The 15,729-nt window shown below is 70.9% G+C and carries 15 protein-coding genes and 1 pseudogene; 5 read left to right on the top strand and 11 right to left on the bottom strand.

What is annotated here, in order from left to right; genetic code table 11:
- Positions 1-63: 63 nt before the first annotated feature.
- The gene (locus tag ACVBD7_RS18975; protein ID WP_458094803.1) at positions 64-1,080 is read left to right on the top strand and encodes a tripartite tricarboxylate transporter substrate binding protein; all 1,017 of its coding nucleotides are present in this window, start codon (positions 64-66) and stop codon (positions 1,078-1,080) included.
- A gap of 8 nt (positions 1,081-1,088) precedes the next feature.
- Here the strand turns inward: ACVBD7_RS18975 and ACVBD7_RS18970 are convergent, their stop codons facing one another.
- From ACVBD7_RS18970 to ACVBD7_RS18940, 7 genes are all read right to left on the bottom strand, one after another.
- Entirely contained in the window at positions 1,089-2,156 is a 1,068-nt protein-coding gene (locus tag ACVBD7_RS18970) for a dihydrodipicolinate synthase family protein (RefSeq protein ID WP_458094802.1), read from the bottom strand.
- Between the two features lie 29 nt (positions 2,157-2,185).
- The gene (locus ACVBD7_RS18965; RefSeq protein ID WP_458094801.1) at positions 2,186-3,199 is read right to left on the bottom strand and encodes a Bug family tripartite tricarboxylate transporter substrate binding protein; all 1,014 of its coding nucleotides are present in this window, start codon (positions 3,197-3,199) and stop codon (positions 2,186-2,188) included.
- Between the two features lie 61 nt (positions 3,200-3,260).
- A complete protein-coding gene (locus ACVBD7_RS18960) occupies positions 3,261-4,400 on the bottom strand; it encodes a mandelate racemase/muconate lactonizing enzyme family protein (protein ID WP_458094800.1) in 1,140 nt (379 codons plus the stop codon).
- Positions 4,401-4,408: 8 nt separating this feature from the next.
- Complete coding sequence (locus ACVBD7_RS18955; protein WP_458094799.1) at positions 4,409-5,584, bottom strand: mandelate racemase/muconate lactonizing enzyme family protein; 1,176 nt, start codon at positions 5,582-5,584, stop codon at positions 4,409-4,411.
- Positions 5,581-6,576, bottom strand: coding sequence for a hydroxyacid dehydrogenase (locus ACVBD7_RS18950; protein WP_458094798.1), 996 nt, complete (start codon positions 6,574-6,576; stop codon positions 5,581-5,583). Before ACVBD7_RS18950 ends, ACVBD7_RS18955 begins: the two co-directional genes overlap by 4 nt.
- A gap of 2 nt (positions 6,577-6,578) precedes the next feature.
- Entirely contained in the window at positions 6,579-7,718 is a 1,140-nt protein-coding gene (locus ACVBD7_RS18945) for a mandelate racemase/muconate lactonizing enzyme family protein (protein ID WP_458094797.1), read from the bottom strand.
- Between the two features lie 36 nt (positions 7,719-7,754).
- Entirely contained in the window at positions 7,755-8,510 is a 756-nt protein-coding gene (locus tag ACVBD7_RS18940) for a FadR/GntR family transcriptional regulator (protein WP_458094796.1), read from the bottom strand.
- 61 nt (positions 8,511-8,571) lie between these two features.
- Here ACVBD7_RS18940 and ACVBD7_RS18935 point away from each other — a divergent pair, with 61 nt between their 5' ends.
- On the top strand, positions 8,572-8,898 hold the full coding sequence (locus ACVBD7_RS18935; protein WP_458094795.1) for an NIPSNAP family protein: 327 nt from the start codon (positions 8,572-8,574) through the stop codon (positions 8,896-8,898).
- 10 nt (positions 8,899-8,908) lie between these two features.
- On the opposite strand, the gene hemJ is transcribed toward ACVBD7_RS18935, so the two are convergent.
- The 3 genes from hemJ to hemH are packed head-to-tail and all read right to left on the bottom strand — an operon-like array spanning position 8,909 to position 11,234.
- Positions 8,909-9,361, bottom strand: coding sequence for a protoporphyrinogen oxidase HemJ (gene hemJ, locus ACVBD7_RS18930; RefSeq protein ID WP_458094794.1), 453 nt, complete (start codon positions 9,359-9,361; stop codon positions 8,909-8,911).
- Positions 9,358-10,044, bottom strand: a complete 687-nt coding sequence (locus ACVBD7_RS18925) for an HAD family hydrolase (protein WP_458094793.1) — start codon at positions 10,042-10,044, stop codon at positions 9,358-9,360. Before ACVBD7_RS18925 ends, hemJ begins: the two co-directional genes overlap by 4 nt.
- Entirely contained in the window at positions 10,044-11,234 is a 1,191-nt protein-coding gene (gene hemH / locus ACVBD7_RS18920; RefSeq protein ID WP_458094792.1) for a ferrochelatase, read from the bottom strand. The genes ACVBD7_RS18925 and hemH overlap by 1 nt, the downstream gene beginning before the upstream one ends.
- Before the next feature lie 191 nt (positions 11,235-11,425).
- Between hemH and ACVBD7_RS18915 the strand changes: the two genes are divergently transcribed.
- The 3 genes from ACVBD7_RS18915 to ACVBD7_RS18905 all read left to right on the top strand — a co-directional run bounded on the left by ACVBD7_RS18915 (position 11,426) and on the right by ACVBD7_RS18905 (position 14,148).
- Positions 11,426-12,229, top strand: a complete 804-nt coding sequence (locus ACVBD7_RS18915) for a lytic transglycosylase domain-containing protein (protein ID WP_458094791.1) — start codon at positions 11,426-11,428, stop codon at positions 12,227-12,229.
- A gap of 148 nt (positions 12,230-12,377) precedes the next feature.
- A complete protein-coding gene (locus ACVBD7_RS18910) occupies positions 12,378-13,553 on the top strand; it encodes a zinc-dependent alcohol dehydrogenase (RefSeq protein ID WP_458094790.1) in 1,176 nt (391 codons plus the stop codon).
- 40 nt (positions 13,554-13,593) lie between these two features.
- Positions 13,594-14,148 (top strand): hypothetical protein, encoded by a 555-nt coding sequence (locus ACVBD7_RS18905; protein WP_458094789.1) that lies wholly within the window; start codon positions 13,594-13,596, stop codon positions 14,146-14,148.
- Between the two features lie 291 nt (positions 14,149-14,439).
- Here ACVBD7_RS18905 and ACVBD7_RS18900 read toward each other — a convergent pair.
- A pseudogene (locus ACVBD7_RS18900) lies at positions 14,440-15,535 on the bottom strand (Bcr/CflA family efflux MFS transporter).
- Positions 15,536-15,729 lie beyond the last annotated feature (194 nt).

The following is a 15,729-nucleotide window of genomic DNA, read 5'->3' as shown; positions in this document are numbered from 1 at the left end:
CATAGCCGAGGGAGAGGAGAAAAACCATCTCCTCCTCAGATCATTTCGCTGGACTACCGCCCAATGCGCGACCTTTCCCGCCGCCGTCTTCTCGCCCTGGCGGCCGTCCTTCCTGCTCCCCTGGTTCTCCGCCACGCCGAGGCCCGGCCCGCCTTTGCCCAGGGTGAGGTCCCGGCGGCCGCGGCCTGGCCGGACCGGGCGCTGCGGATGATCGTGCCGGTGGCGCCGGGCGGCAGCCTCGATATCCTCGGGCGCACGGCTGCCCGCGCGCTCACCGGGCCGCTTGGCCAGCCGGTGGTGGTGGAAAACCACACGGGCGCGGGCAGCAACATCGCTTTCGAGCTGGTGGCGCGCGCCCGGCCGGACGGGCTGACCCTGCTCGTCGGGTCCGACCCGCTGACCATCAACCCCTCGCTCTACGCCAGGATCGGCTTCGATCCCGTGCGGGACTTCGCCCCAATCGCGGAGCTGGTGCGGGCGCCGCAGGTGCTGGTGGTGAAGAACGGGTTGGAGGCGCGGAGCCTCGCCGAGTACCGGCGCCTGGCGCAGGAGACAGCGGGGGCGACCACCCTGGCCAGCCAGGGCAATGGCAGCATCGGGCATCTCGGCGGCATCGTGCTGGGCCAGGCGATGGGCTTCCAGACCACCCATGTGCCCTATCGCGGCGGCGGGCCCGCCGTGGTGGACCTCGTGGCCGGGCATATCGACAGCCTGCTCGTCACCCTGCCCGCCGCCATCGAATATATCCGCCAGGGCCAGATCCGGGCGCTGGCCGTGACCGGCAGCAGCCGCGCCGCCTCCCTGCCCGATGTGCCGACGGTGGCCGAGAGCGGGTTCCCCGGCTTCGAGGTGGTGACCTGGCAGGGGCTGCTGGCCCCGGCCGGCACGCCGGAGCCGATCCTGGAGCGGCTGCATGCTGAGACGCGCCGGGCCATGGCGCGGCCGGAGGTGGCGGACGGGCTGCGGGCGCAGGGCTTCGACATGGCCTCGGGCAGCCGGGCCGATTTCGCGGCGCTGGTGCGGGCCGAGGCGGCGCGGTGGCCGGCGATCGTGCGGGCCTCCGGCGCCCGGGTGGACTGAGGGGCGGCCTAGCCACTCGCCTCGGCAGGCTGGACGTAGCCGCGCGCCGGCATGAGCCCATGCCGGTCGAGGCTGGCCAGCACTTGATCAATCGCGCTGCGCGGCAGGCTGGAGCCGGCATGCAGCCGGGGTGGCGGCATCGTCCCGGCCTCCCGGCCGAAGGCCATGGCATGGGCCAGCGCCTTGTTGGCGTTGGTGAAGCCGTTGCCGTCCGGCAGGCCCTCAACGGCGGCGAAGGCATCGGCGACGACGGCGGAGAGGCGAGCGGAGCGCTCCGTCGCCCGATCGGCCTGACCGTCGCGCAGCGCGTGGAGGATGCCAGCCAGCTCGCCGGGGAAGGCATTGGCTGTGCTGAGCAGGAAGCCGTCATAGGGGCCACCCAGCGCCGCGTGCCAGCGGGCGTAGTCGCCCTCGGCGCCGCGCAGCAGGGTGAGGTCGGCCGGTAGGAGGCCGGAGAGGGCTACCTCGTCCGTGCCGCCGCTGTCTTTGAAGAGCAGGAAGTTGGGGTGGCGGTTCGCGAGCTCTGCCACCAGCTCGGGCGTCATGCGGTTCCCGGTGACCTGGGGCAGTTGGTACAGCGCCACCGGCAGTCCGCGCGCGAAGAGCGGCGAGAGGGCCGCGGCGATGGCGGGCTGCGCCAGCGGTGTCTCCGTGGTGGGCGGGGCGATGGTGATGCCGCGCAGCCGGCACGCCGCGAAGGCGTGGGGGACGGAGGCCGTGCCCGCGCGGTTGCAGACATGCCGCACCACGCGCTCGAGCAGCGTCTCCATCGCGGCGGCATCGGGGCGCAGCACGCCGGCGAGCAGGTCGATGCCGCGGGGGACCGCGAAGTCGATGGCGAGGTCGAGTGCTGCGACCGCCTCGTCGTCCTCCATCTCCCAGGCATCCCCGGTGGAGCCGGGGATGAGGAGGCCCTTCACATCCGGCGCCATGAAGGCGAGATGCGCCGCCTGGCGCGCGCGGTCGAAGCCGCCCTGCGGGTCGTAGAAGAACAGGCTGGGCGACCAGAGCTGCGGCACGCCATCGGGGAACAGCGCGGCCCGCAGCGCGGCGCGGTCGGTGGGGAAATGGTCCATCGGTGCTGTTCCGTTTGCTGTTCGGGCTTCTATTCGGGGCGGATGTTGTGTTCGCGGATGATGCTGCCCCAACGCTGCCGGTCGGTCGCGATCTGGCGGATGAAGTCCTCCCGCGTGCCGCCCAGGCGTTGCAGCCCGTTCTCAGTGAAGCGGCGCTGCACGTCGGGGGCTTCCATCGCGCGGTTCAGCTCGGCGTTCCAGCGCGCCACCATCGCATCCGGCGTGCGGCCGGGGATCACCACGCCGAACCAGCTGGGGATGACGAAGCCGGGCAGGCCGTCCCTGGAGATGACGGGGAGATCGGGCACCAGGGGCGAGGCCTCGGCGGCGCCATAGGCGACTGCGCGCAGCCCGCCGTCGCGGATCTGGCCCATGAATTCCGGCATGTTGCCGAACATCACGTCCACGCGGCCGGTGTTGATGTCGAGGATGGCGGGGGCGCCGCCGCGATAGGGGATCTGCGTGATCTGCCCGCCGGTGAGGGCGGCAAACAGGATGCAGGAGAGCTGCTGGCTGGAACCCGCGCCGACGGTGGCGCAGGTGGTGGTCCGGCCGCGATCCTTCGAGAGCTGGACCAGGTCCTGCCAGCTGCGGATCGGCGAGCGCGGGCCTGTCACGAGGATGTTGTAGACGGAGGCGATGTTGACGACGGGCACGAGGTCCCGGTCCACGTCATAGGGCGTGGTCTGCATCTGCGGCGTGACCGCCAGGATGCCCATGGAGGCGAGCAGGATGGTGTGGCCATCGGGCGCGCTGCGGGCGAGTTCCTGCGCCGCCACCACGCCGCCGCCGCCGGTGCGGTTCTCGACCACCACCTGTTGGCCGATCTGCTTGCTGAGCTGCTCGGCCAGGATGCGGCCAATCAGGTCCGAGGTGCCGCCGGGGGCGAAAGGGTTGAGGAAGCGCACCTCCCGGGTGACGAAGGGCGGCGCTGCCGTTTGGGTTCCTGCCGTTTGGGCGGCGGCGGGGCCGAGCAGCGCGCCGAAGGCGAGCGCCGCAGCGGCGATGTGACGGGCGATGCCGCGCCGGTTCTTGTGCCTCATGGAAGTCCTCCTCGTGGTTCTTGCGCCGCCCTCGTTCCGGGGCGGTCGTCAGGGATGCGGTTCAGACGTAGCCGGGACCCTCGATGGCGGGGTGGGCGCGCAGCCAGTCCTCATCCACCTCCACGCCGATGCCGGGGGCCTCGTTCGGGCGCACGCAGCCATCGGCGCCGATCGTCCAGGGCGTGGTCACCAGCGCGTCGCGGAAGAGGTTGGCGCGGGAGATGTCGGCCTCGAAGTAGCCGGGGTTGTCGATGGCGCAGAGGAAGTGGATCGTCGCCGCCTGGTTCAGCCCGGTCATGGAGCTGTGCGGGTGAATCGGGATCTTGTGGGCGGAGGCGATGGCGGCGATGCGCAGCGCCTCGGTGATGCCGCCGCATTTGGACAGATCGGGCTGCCAGATGGCGATGCTGTCATCGGCGAGAAGCGGCGCGAATTCGTAGCGGGTGAAGTGGTTCTCGCCCACGGCGAGCGGGGTGCGGCCGAAGCTGCGGGCCTCGCGGTAGTTGCGGTGGTCGTGCGGCGGGAAGGGTTCCTCCAGCCAGCCCATGGAGAGCGCGTCCATCGCGGGCATGACGCGGCGGACATCGGAGAGGGTGTAGGCGGTGTTGGCATCCGCCAGGATGTCGATGCCGTCGCCGAAGGCGTGGCGCACGGCCTCCATCCGGGCGATGTCGTTCGGCACGGTGTCGCCGATGCGGAGCTTCACGGCGCGGTAGCCGGCCTCCATATGCGGGCGCGCCTCCTCCACCAGTTCTGCGGGCGGCTGGTAGCCGAGGGCGACGCCGCCGGCATAGGCGGGCACGGCACGCGACGCGCCGCCGAGCAGCCGGTAGAGCGGCATGCCCAATGCCTTGGCGCGGATGTCCCACAGCGCCATGTCGAGGCCGGACATGGCGAGCGCGCAGCCCGCGCCCATGCCGTGGCTGGCGAGCTGGCCGCGATAGATGCGGTTCCACACGCCCACCACGTCATCCGCATCCATGCCGGTGACGAGGCGGCGCAGGGTGGTTTGCAGCAGGGCGGCGACGGCGGTGTGGGCGCGGCCGTGATGGCTTTCCCCCCATCCGGTGATGCCGTCCTCGGTGGTGACCTTCACCACCACCGCGTCGCGCTTCACCGCGCGGCCGACGCCGAGGGAGACGCTGCCGCCCTCGGGCACGGGGAAGGAGGTCGGGAAGGCCTCGACGGATGCGATCTTCATGCCCGAACTCATGAGCGGGCCCCCTGGCCGTACTGCGTGAGGAAGGATTCGCGCACAGTGATTCCGAGGCCGGGGCGGTCGGGGATGAGGACATGGCCGTCCTCCACCGGGAAGTCTTCCTCGATGAGGTCGTGCAGCATCGGGTTGTGGCCGAGCGAGTATTCCAGGATGAAGCCCGCGCTCTGGGTTGCTGCCAGATGCATGCCGGCGGCGAAGGCGGGCGCGCCGGACCAGAGATGCGGGGCGAGGCGGAGGTTGAAGGCGGAGGCGAGGGCGGAGATGCGCAGGCCCTCGGTCAGGCCGCCTGCGATCGCCAGATCGGGTTGCAGCACGTCGGCCGCGCGCAGCTCGCAGATCTCGCGGAAGTCGTGCCGGGTGAACTCGCTCTCGCCCGCGCTGATCGGCACGGAGGAGGAGCGGCGGACCTCGGCCATGCCCGCCTTGTCGTCGGCGCTTACCGGCTCCTCGAACCAGAAGAGGTCGCAATCCTCGACCATGCGGGCGAAGGCGCGGGCTTCGGCCACGGTCCAGGTGCCATGCGCGTCGGCCATGAGGCGGATATCCGGGCCGAGGGTCTCGCGGGCGGCGCGCACGCGGGCGGCGGAGCGGGCCGGGGAGCCGTCCATCACGCCGACGCGCATCTTCACCGCGCGGAAGCCGGCCTTGTCGCAATAGCCCTGGAGCTGGGCGCCGATATTGGCGGCATCGGCCCAGCCGCCGGAGGCGTAGGCGGGCATGCGGTCCACGCGCTTGCCGCCGAGCAGGCGCCAGACCGGCACGTTGAGCGACTTGCCCAGGATGTCCCACAGCGCGACATCGACACCGGCGATGGCGGAGATGGAGAGGCCGCGGCGGCCGACCTGCGGCAGGGCGTAGCCGCCGGCCACCGCGTAGCCCTCGCGCGGGGTGTTGTACATCACGTCCCACAGGCGGGAGATGTCGCGCGGGTCCTGGCCGACCAGCAGGGGCGCGTAGTCGTCGTTGATGATGGCGGCCAGCCCGGCGCAGGCTGCGGCGCTGCCGACGCCCGCCTTGGCCTCGCCCCAGCCGGTGATGCCGCATTCGGTCCCCACCCGCACGATGACGGAATCGAAGGTGGGGACGCGGCCGAAGTCGCTGGTGTGCTGGCGCTCATAGGGGATGGGCACGCGGCACCAGGTGGCCTGGACGCTGCGGATCCTCATGCGGCATCGGCCTCCCCGGCCCGATAGCCGAGTGCCGTGCGGCGCGCGCGCGACGCGGCCCAGGCCTCGGGGTTGATGAAGGAGCGGGGGCGACTCCCCGCGAGAATGAGCACCACCTCCTCGGCGGCGCCGGTGCTCATCCGCTCCACCGCCTCGGTGCTCAGCCCGGCGGCGTGGGGGGTGAGGATGACGTTGGGCAGGGCCCGCAGCGGGTGGTCGGGCGCGAGGGGCTGTTCGTCGTACACATCGAGGGCCGCGCCGCCGATGCGGCCCGCGCGCAACGCTTCAAGCAGCGCGGCGCCGTCCACGACCGGGCCGCGCGCGAGGTTGAGCAGCCAGGCGCCGGGCCGCATGCGGGCGATGCGCGCGGCCGAGGCGAGGCCGCGCGTCTCGGGCGTCAGCGGGCAGGCGAGGGCGATGAAGTCGCTCTCGGCGAAGAGGGTGTCGAGATCGGCATAGGTGATGCCCGGCGGCATGAAGCTGGCGTTGCGGCGGTTGCCGAGGACCTGCATGCGGAAGCCGGCGCCTGCGATCTCGGCCAACCGTGTGCCAATGGCGCCGACGCCGACGATGCCGAGCGTGCGGCCGCGCAGTTCGAAGGCGCGGGCGGTGCGGGCGCGGGCCGTGTCCCAGCCCTTGTCCATCTCGGCATGCATGGTTTCCACGCGCCGTGCGATGGCGAGCATCTGCGCGATGGCGAATTCGGCGACGGAATCCGCATTGGCGCCGGGGACGTTGGCGACGAGCACGCCGTTGGCCGTGCAGTCCTCCACCGGGATCATGTCCACGCCGACGCCCTGGCGCACGGCGGCGAGCAGGCGCGGGGCGCGGGCGGAGAGGTCGTCGGGCAGCTTGCGGCGGACCACCACGGCCTCAGCACGGGCGAGCAGCGCATCCAGCCCATCGGGGCCGGGGAGCGCCACCTCATACCCGGCGGCGCGCAGAACGGCCTCACCGGTGGGGTCGATGGGATCGGTCAGGGCGACCAGCATCGTCAGGCCACCTTGTACTGGGCGAGGATGGCGGGATCGATCTCGATGCCCAGCCCCGGTCCGTCCGGCACGCGCACGATACCGCCGCGCTGCACGATCGGGTCCTTCGCCAGGTGGTCGCGCAGCGGGTTCGGCGTCTGCTCGAATTCCAGCATGGGCGGCATCGGGCGGAAGGCGGGGGGCGTGTCGGGCAGGGCGGCGAGGAACTGCACGGTGGCGGCCAGGCCGATGGCGGAACCCCAGGCATGGGGCACGCATTCCACCCCGTGGGCGGAGGCCATGGCGGCGATCTTGCGGCACTCGCTGATGCCGCCGGCGGCGCAAACATCGGGCTGGACGATGTCCATCGCCTTGCGCGCGATCACATCGCGAAAGCCCCAGCGGGTGAAGTCGTTCTCGCCTCCGGCGACCGCCATGTCGAGCGCGCGCGTGACCTCGACATAGCCGTCATGGTCCTCGGGGGAGATGGGCTCCTCGAACCAGAGGATGTCGTGCTCCTCCATGGCGCGGCCGAGGCGGATGGCCTGGGGGACGGTGAAGCAGTGGTTGGCGTCCACGGCCAGCCTCACATCGGGGCCGATCGCCTCGCGCACGGCGGCGACGCGGCGCAGATCCAGCTTCGGGTCGCCGAGGCCGATCTTCATCTTGATGGCGCGGAAGCCCTGTTCCGCGTACTCGACCGCCTCCTCCACCGCTTCCTCGACGAGGCGGTCCATGTCGATGAAGTAGAGGCCGGTGGCATAGGCCGTGACCTCGGTGCGGTGCGCGCCGCCGATCAGCTTGTGGATGGGCTTGTTCACCGCACGGCCGATGATGTCCCACAGCGCAATGTCGATGCCCGACAGTGCCGCGATGGTCATGCCGGTGAGGCCGTAATCCTTGATGCGGTTGTACAGGTCCTCCCACACCACCTCGACATCGAAGGGATCGCGGCCGATGACGCGGCTGCGGTACTGCGTCTCGATGATGGTGCGGTTCACCGCGGCGGGGCCGTAGCACTCGCCCCAGCCGGTGATGCCCTCATCCGTCCGGATCTCGACGATGCAGGAGGCGCGCGTGGTGTAGAGCCAGCCGCGCGCCGAGGTGAAGGGCTGCTCCACCTTGGATTGCAGCACGTGGCAGATGACGTCCGTGACCTTCATGTTCTTTTCCGTTTCCCCCGTCCTCGCGCCGCCGGTTCAGTCCCCGCGTGCGCGCCGTTCCAGCAGTTGCATCCAGTAGCTCTCCACGCCGCGCAGATGGCCGCCCATCGCGGCCTCCGCGCGGTCCGCATCGCCCGCCTCCACCGCGTCTCGCATCGCCAGGTGCTGGGCCTGCGAGTGCGGCGCCCGCGTGCCATCGGCGAAGTAGGCGCGGCGGCGGTTGCGGGACATGAGGTAGAAGGCGTTCACCACGCGCAGGAAGACGTGGTTGCCGGTGGCCTCGACCATGGCGAGGTGGAAGGCGGCGTCGTTGTCGGCCAGGTTCTCGCCGGCGGCGATGGCGCGGTCGCCATCGGCGAGGATGGCGTCGAGATGCGCGATGTCGTCGCCGTGGCGGCGCTCGGCGGCCAGGCGCATCGCCTGCATCTCCAGGATGCGGCGCAGCTCCACCACCTCCCGCACCTCCGCCTCGGTCAGCGGGATGCCCAGCTCGGCCTGCAGGACGATGGCCTCGATGGAGCCCTGGCGCTCGACGGAGCGCAGGTAGATGCCGGAATTCGGGCGGCGCTCCACCACGCGCAGCGTCTCGAGCACGGCGAGCGCCTCGCGCAGGGCGCCGCGGCTGACGCCGAAGCGCTCGGCCAGCTCGCGCTCGGAGGGCAGGCGTTCACCGGGTTCGAGGCGGCGATGAGCAACGAGGGAGAGCAGCTGGCCGATGAGGCTGGCCCGCTCGTCGGGCTGGACGGCGGCGACGTCCGAAGGGCCACTTTGACGGCCGGATAAATTGGTCATACCAAATTGGTAGGACCAAAAAGGGCCGGGACGCAAGCGGCCCATGCTGGAGGAGCGCCGAATGATCGTCGAGGAGCGGATCTACACGCTGCAGGCCGGGCAGGCGGCCGCCTATGTCGCGGCCTATGAGGCGGAGGGGATGGCCATCCAGAAGCCGATCCTCGGCCGGATGGTCGGCTACTACACGACCGAGTTCGGGCCCCTGAACCAGGTGGTCCATCAATGGGCGTACGAGGATCTCGCGGAGCGCACGGAGCGCCGGGCGCGGCTGCTCGCCCATCCGGGCTGGCGGGCCTATGCGGCCAAGGTGCGGCCCATGGTGCTGACGCAGGAGAACAAGCTGCTGGTGCCCGCGCCTTTCATGCGCGTCGCCTGGCAGGGGGGGTGATGGCGCCGGCTCAGAACGGCCGGACGATCACCATCACCACGATCAGCACGAGAAGCAGCGTCGGCACCTCGTTGGCGATGCGCCAATAGCGTTCGGTCTTCGGGCGTTCGTCGCGCTCGAAGCGCTTGCGGGCGGCGGAGAGGTGGCCGTGGAAGGCGCTCATCCCCAGGAAGCCCGCCATCTTTCCGTGCCACCAGCCGGCGGACCAGTCGACGATGCCGGGGGTGAGGACGAGGGTGATGCCGAGCAGCCAGGCGGCGGCCATGGCGGGGTTGATGATGGCGCGCAGCAGGCGGCGCTCCATCACCTTGAACATCTCCGAGCTCTCGGAGCCGGCCGGGACGGTCGAGTGGTACACGAAGAGGCGGGGCAGGTAGAACATGCCGGCCATCCAGGCGAACACCGCGATGAGGTGCAGCGCCTTGGTCCAGGGATAGAGGTTCAGCAGCCAGGGGATGGTCATGCGGCGGCGCCCAAGGGCGCGATGCCGAGCAGGCCGGGGAGCGCCGCGTGGTCGGCGAAGGTCTCGGCGACGCCGGCGGCCAGCAGGTCGGCCGCCGGGGTGTCGCGCGCGAAGCCGAGGACGCGGCAGCCGGCGGCGAGGCCGGCACGGGCGCCCGCGATGCTGTCCTCCACCACCACGCAGTCGCGCGGGTCGGCGCCGCAGAGCTTGGCGGCGGCGATGTAGAGATCGGGGTGCGGCTTGGGGCGGGCGACATCCTCGAAGCAGAGGAGGCGGCCCTCGAAGTGACGGAAGAAGGGGAGGAGGGCCGCCTTGTTGCGCAACTCGTCGCGGCCGGAGTTGGAGGCCACCGCCATGGTGATGCCGGCGGTGGCGACGGCTTCCACGGCGGCCTGGGCGCCGGGGATCGGCTCGAGTTCGCCGGCGCGGTAGCGGCCGACGATGCGGGCGACGATCTGGCGCGGCCAGTCATCGGGCAGGGGCCGGCCGAGCTGGCGTTCGACCACCTGCATGATGTCGGGCAGGGCGGTGCCCATGAAGGTGGCCTTGGCGGCCTCCATGGTCATGGGCCAGCCGCGCTCGGTCAGGTCGTCCGCGATGGCACCGTTGGCGGTGGCCTCGGTGTCGGCGAGCACGCCGTCACAGTCGAACAGGACAGCGGCGGGGCGGGTATGGATGCGCATCAGGCGGCCACCCGCAGCGGCTGGGCGGCGCCGTGGGGGCAGTCCTTGTGCGCCTTCGGGCATTGGCGGCCGCCGGCAAAGGAGCAGAGCTTGCCGCCCTGGGGGTCGCGGGAGCCGCGGGTTTCCTCGCGGGTGCGGGCCACGAGCGCGGCGAGCGCGCGGATGAAGGCGGGGTCGCTGTTCTGGGCGGGAACACGGAAATAGGCGGGGACGCCCTTGTGTTCGGCCAGCTCGCGGTACTCGACGTCCAGCTCCACCAGGGTTTCCGAATGCTCGGAGACGAAGGCAATGGGGCAGATCAGCAGGGCGACCTTCTCGGCGCCGGCTTGGGCAATGGCCTCCTCGGCGCTGGGGCCCAGCCATTTCTGCGGGGTGACGCGGGACTGGTAGCAGAGGGCGTGGTCCAGCTCGGGCATAGCCAGCGCCTCCATCACGGCGGCGACGCTGCGCTCGACCTGCCACTGGTAGGGGTCGCCCTGGGTGACGATGGTTTCGGGCAGGCCGTGGGCGCTGAAAAGGAGACGGAGCTTCGTGCCCTCCGGCAGCTTGGCGCGCGCCTCCGTCAGGGCATGGCGGATGATGGCGGCGGTGGCGCCCGCATAACCCTCATCCGAGTGCCAGCAGCAGAGGGTGGTGGTGGGGGCGGCGAAGCCGGCCTTCCTTGCGGCATCGTGCCAGGCGGTGAGGCTGCTGCCAGTCGTGGTGGTGCTGAACTGCGGGTAGAGGGGCAGCAGCAGCACCTCGTCGGGCGACCATTCCATCACCTCGCGCAGCGCCTGGTCCGTGAAGGGGTGCCAGTAGCGCATGGCGACGAAGCAGCGGGCGTCCACGCCATCCTGTGACAGGACGGCTTCAAGGGCGCGGCCCTGCTCCTCGGTCAGCTCGCGCAGCGGGGATTTGCCGCCGAGGATGGCGTAGTTCTCGGTGGCCGCCTTGGTGCGGCGGGCGGCGACGAGCCAGCCCAGCGGCTTCCGGATGATGGCGGGGAACCGCAGGATCGCCGGGTCGGTGAACAGGTTGGTCAGGAAGGGGCGGACGGCGGCGGGGCTGTCCGGGCCGCCGAGGTTGAACAGCACCACGGCGAGCTTGCGGCGGCCGATCAGGCTGCCCCCGGGCTGGTCGGGGCGGGGCTCGGCCGGGGGGGCGGGCCGATCGGCGGTGCTGCTGCTCATCAGGGGGGCAGATGCCATCTGGGGCACCCGGGTCAAGGGGCGGGGCGGGAATGGCGGGGTCCCGCAGCGGGGGTGTTCGCGGGGGGCGGCTGTTGGCGGGCGGCCACGCCGGGCTTCGTTCCGCGGGCGGGGCGGCGGTTTTGCCCTGCCGGAGCGGGCGGGATGGGGCAGGATGCGGGTTCTGCCATCCAGGGATCGTCCCACCTTCCATGCCCGCATGCCCGCCCGGTTCGTCCCGTTCCCCTGCCCTCCTGGCGGTGGCGCTCGGCCTTGCGGCGCTGCTGGCAGGCTGTGCCGGGGCGGGGTCCTCGGCCGTGAGCTGGGATGGGCGGCGCGGTTACGACGGCAATGGGGATTACGGCTACGTGCCGGGTTCCCCCGCACAGGCGGAGGCGGGGGCCTACCGGGCGCAGGCGGCGCGGAACTACGCGGTGCCGGGGCCGCCGGAGGACCCTTGGGGGCCGCATATCCGCGAGGCCGCGGCCCGCTTCCGGGTGCCGGAGCGCTGGGTGCGCGCGATCATGCGGCAGGAGAGCGGCGGGCGGCTGTACGATGCCAGCGGCCTTCCCATCACCTCGCCCGTGGGGGCGATGGGGCTGATGCAGGTGATGCCGCGCACCTACGACACGCTGCGGGCGCGGCACGGGCTGGGGGACGATCCCTATGAGCCGCGCGACAACATCCTGGCAGGCACGGCCTATATCCGGGCGATGTATGACCGCTTCGGCGCGCCCGGCTTCGTCGCGGCCTATAACGCCGGGCCGGAGCGAGTGGAGGGCGTGCTCTCGGGCGCGATGATCCTGCCGGACGAGACGGTCAACTACCTGGCCAATGTCACGCCGCGGCTTGGGACTGAGGTGGCGATGAGCGGGCCGCTGGCGGGCGCGTCCTCGGAGCTGGCGTTCCAGGGCGGCGGCTATGGGGTGACGGCGGTGGCCGATGATCCCTCGCTTCGGGCCTTCGAGGGAGGCGGGCTGGTGATGCCGGGTGCTCCGACGGGGCTGTCGCGCTAGCGCAACTAGCGCGGTATGGTGGCGTTGGGTGTTCCGGTGACCGCAACGGCTGGATCGCGCCGATCCATGCGATGACGGGTGCCTAGGCTGCCGGGCCGGTCCTTGAACGGGTGCGGTTTCGGCCCTGCCGCGATGAAGGATCCACGCCGTGAAAGCTCTCGTTTGGCATGGCAAGCAGGACATCCGGTGCGACACCGTGTCCGACCCCGAGATCGAGGATCCGCGCGACGCGATCATCAAGGTGACGAGCTGCGCGATCTGCGGCTCGGACCTGCATCTGTTCCACAACTTCATTCCGGCCATGCTGCCCGGCGACATCATGGGCCATGAGGCCATGGGCGAGGTGGTGGAGGTGGGCTCCGCGGCCAAGGGCAAGCTGAAGAAGGGCGACCGCATCGTCGTGCCCTTCACGATCATCTGCGGCGAGTGCGACCAGTGCAAGCGCGGCAACTTCTCGGTCTGCGAGCGCACGAACCGCAAGAAGGACCTGGGCGACAAGGTGTTCGGCCATACCACAGCCGGGCTGTTCGGCTACACGCATCTCACCGGCGGCTATCCCGGCGGGCAGGCCGAGTACCTGCGCGTGCCCTTCGCGGACGCGACGCATATCAAGGTGCCGGACGGGCTGACGGACGAGCAGCTGCTGTTCCTGAGCGACATCCTGCCCACGGGCTGGCAGGCCGCCGTGCATTGCGACATCGAGCCGACGGATACGGTGGCGGTGTGGGGTTGCGGCCCGGTCGGGCAGATGGCGATCCGCAGCGCGATCCTGCTGGGCGCGAAGCAGGTGGTGGCGATCGACTGCGTGCCCGAGCGGCTGTCGATGGCGGCCGCCGGCGGCGCCATCACCATCAACTTCGAGGAGGAGAGCGTCGTCGAGCGGCTGAACGACCTCACCGGCGGCAAGGGGCCGGAGAAGTGCATCGATTCCGTGGGCCTCGAGGCGCATGTGTCGATAAGCCAGCCGGACACGCTGCTCGACCGCGCGAAGCAGATGATGATGCTGGAGAATGACCGGCCGCATGTGCTGCGCGAGATGATCTATGTCTGCCGGCCGGCGGGCATTATCTCCATCCCCGGTGTCTATAGCGGGCTGGTGGACAAGATCCCGATGGGGATGCTGATGAACAAGGGCATCACCATCCGCACCGGCCAGACGCATGTGAACCGCTGGACAGACGACCTGCTGCGGCGGATCGAGGAGGGGCAGATCGACCCGTCCTTCGTCATCACCCACACCGTCAGCCTCGAAGAGGGGCCCGAGATGTACAAGGTGTTCCGCGACAAGCAGGACAGCTGCATCAAGGTCGTTCTCAAGCCGTGATCGCCGTCATTGTGATCTCTCAAGCCCTGGGATGTTCGTCATGAACCTGCTGGCACGTGCTGCGGGCATTGCCCGGTCGCCGGGCGACCCGGTGGTGCAATCCTCCGGACCGAGTTCGCTCGGCGCCCCCGACCAACTGGCGCGCGGGCTGGGCTGGTTCAGCTTCGCGCTGGGCGCGGCGGAGCTGTTCGGCGCCCGTCCCCTGGCGCGTGCACTGGGCATGCGCGGCTTCGAGCCGCTGATCCGCTTCTACGGCGCGCGCGAGATCGTGGCGGGCATGGCGACCCTCTCGGCGACGCCGCAAATGGGGGTGGTCAGTCGCATCGCGGGCGATGCGATCGACATCATCACGCTGCTGGCCTTCCTGCGGCGGGACAACCCGCGGCGGAACAATGTGGAGGTGGCGCTGGTGGCGGTGGTGGGCGTTACGTTGCTCGACATCCTGTGCCAGGCCGGGCTCTCCGCACGGCATTCCCGCCCGTCCGGGCCGGGGCGCGACTACAGCAATCGGTCGGGCTTTCCCAATGGGGTGGCCGCGGCACGCCGGGCTGCGGCATCGAAGGCCATCGAGGCGTCTCCGGTTGGGGCGCCGTAACTTCTGCGCTGGCGGTATCGGTGGCCTCCGGGAGGCCAGCCTCCCGGACCCTCCGCTGAGGTCCCCAGACCCCAGCGATGGGGCTGCTGCGGATGCGATGATTGATTGCGGCGCCGCAGGCCTTGGTTTGTGCGGTTCGGGCTGACCTTTCCCGCGGCGGGGATCGTGTGTCCTCAGAGAGCCGTAGCTGCGGCATTCCGCGGCAGTTTTCAAAAGAATGAGGGAGGGATCGGACGTATACGTCCGATGGAGGGAGAATTGCTTTTCTCTTAGCGCCACCGCCCTGTCATCTCACGAGGGTGCCCGCTTCTCTCGAAGCGCGATGCGTAAGGCCACCTGACCGATGACGCCCGCACCGGCCAGCACCAGCGCTGCCGAGAGGGCCGGGTTTCCGCCCAGGCCGGCGAGGGCGGAGCAGATTGCGCCGACTGCCATCCGGGTGAAGCCGTAGAGGCCGGAGGCGGAGCCGACCACGCGGGGGTTAAGGCTGATGGCCTGAGTGAGGGCGGCGGGGCTGCCGATGCCGACGCCGAGGGTGAAGGCGAACATGCATCCCATGGCCCAGGCGACCGAGAGTTGGCCGGCCAGCACGATCGCGAGCAGGAGGAGGGTGGCCGCGAGGCTGAGGGCTCCGGCGAGGAGGAGCACGCGATCGATCGGCGCGCGGGCGACGAGGCGGCTGGCGAGCCAGTTGCCGATGGAAATGCCGATGATGAGGATGGCCAGGTAGAAACCGGCCTCGTGCTCCGGGCGGCCGAGATCCCGGAAGATGAAGGGGGCAGAGCCGAAGAAGGCGTAGGCCGCCGTGGTCATGCAGCCGCCGCAGACGGCGTAGCCGAGGAAGACGGGGGAGGAGAGGAGGCGGAGGTAGTCCTGGAGAAGGGTGCGTCCGTCGGGCGGGGCGTCGCGCAGGCCGGTTTCGGGCAGGAGGCGCCAGGCGAAGGCGAGGTTGGCCAGACCGAGGCCGCAGAGCAGGAGGAGGACGGTGCGCCAGCCCGCGGTGGTGACCACCGCGCTGCCGACCAGGGGGGCGAGGCCGGGGCCGACGGTGACCATGAGGTTGAGGAGGGCGAGGCGCTGGGCGGCGGCCTTGGCTTCCGAGGTGTCGCGCACGATGGCGCGGCCGAGGACGAGGCCGGCGCAGCCGCCAAGGGCCTGGAAGAAGCGGGCCGCGATCAGGGTTTCGGCGTTGGGGGCCAGCCAGGGTGTAGAGGACGAGGCCCCCCATCAGGACGGGGCGGCGGCCGAAGCGGTCCGATAGCGGGCCGTAGACGGGTTGGCCGAGGGCGAGGCCGAGGACATAAAGGCTGACGGTGAACTGCATGGCGCCGGTTGTGGCGCCGAGGGAGGCCGCAGCCGCGGGCAGAGCGGGGACGAAGACATACATCCCGACCGTGCCGCTGAAGGTGATGAGCGCCAGCATCCACATAGGTACGATGGGGCGCCTTCGCTCGGCGCCGCCGCTCATGCGCGGGTTGTCCGGCGGGGGGCGGGGATGCTTGGCCTGGCCTGTGCCGGGATGGGGATGGCCTGGGCGCCGCCTCCGGGCGCGGCCTGCCCCGAGAGTGTAGGGCAGGCGGC

The organism is Roseomonas sp. WA12 (genome assembly GCF_054165765.1).
This window is presented reverse-complemented; position numbering and strand designations above follow the sequence as displayed.

What these genes read in the sequence shown, in the direction of transcription:
- ACVBD7_RS18905 (WP_458094789.1), top strand. Translation starts at nt 13,594, where the DNA reads ATGAACCTGCTGGCACGTGCTGCGGGCATTGCCCGGTCGCCGGGCGAC.
- ACVBD7_RS18945 (WP_458094797.1), bottom strand. Translation starts at nt 7,718, where the DNA reads ATGAAGGTCACGGACGTCATCTGCCACGTGCTGCAATCCAAGGTGGAG.
- ACVBD7_RS18950 (WP_458094798.1), bottom strand. Translation starts at nt 6,576, where the DNA reads ATGCTGGTCGCCCTGACCGATCCCATCGACCCCACCGGTGAGGCCGTT.
- ACVBD7_RS18935 (WP_458094795.1), top strand. Translation starts at nt 8,572, where the DNA reads ATGATCGTCGAGGAGCGGATCTACACGCTGCAGGCCGGGCAGGCGGCC.
- hemH (WP_458094792.1), bottom strand. Translation starts at nt 11,234, where the DNA reads ATGGCATCTGCCCCCCTGATGAGCAGCAGCACCGCCGATCGGCCCGCC.
- ACVBD7_RS18970 (WP_458094802.1), bottom strand. Translation starts at nt 2,156, where the DNA reads ATGGACCATTTCCCCACCGACCGCGCCGCGCTGCGGGCCGCGCTGTTC.
- hemJ (WP_458094794.1), bottom strand. Translation starts at nt 9,361, where the DNA reads ATGACCATCCCCTGGCTGCTGAACCTCTATCCCTGGACCAAGGCGCTG.
- ACVBD7_RS18960 (WP_458094800.1), bottom strand. Translation starts at nt 4,400, where the DNA reads ATGAAGATCGCATCCGTCGAGGCCTTCCCGACCTCCTTCCCCGTGCCC.
- ACVBD7_RS18940 (WP_458094796.1), bottom strand. Translation starts at nt 8,510, where the DNA reads ATGACCAATTTATCCGGCCGTCAAAGTGGCCCTTCGGACGTCGCCGCC.
- ACVBD7_RS18975 (WP_458094803.1), top strand. Translation starts at nt 64, where the DNA reads ATGCGCGACCTTTCCCGCCGCCGTCTTCTCGCCCTGGCGGCCGTCCTT.
- ACVBD7_RS18925 (WP_458094793.1), bottom strand. Translation starts at nt 10,044, where the DNA reads ATGCGCATCCATACCCGCCCCGCCGCTGTCCTGTTCGACTGTGACGGC.
- ACVBD7_RS18955 (WP_458094799.1), bottom strand. Translation starts at nt 5,584, where the DNA reads ATGAGGATCCGCAGCGTCCAGGCCACCTGGTGCCGCGTGCCCATCCCC.
- ACVBD7_RS18915 (WP_458094791.1), top strand. Translation starts at nt 11,426, where the DNA reads ATGCCCGCATGCCCGCCCGGTTCGTCCCGTTCCCCTGCCCTCCTGGCG.
- ACVBD7_RS18965 (WP_458094801.1), bottom strand. Translation starts at nt 3,199, where the DNA reads ATGAGGCACAAGAACCGGCGCGGCATCGCCCGTCACATCGCCGCTGCG.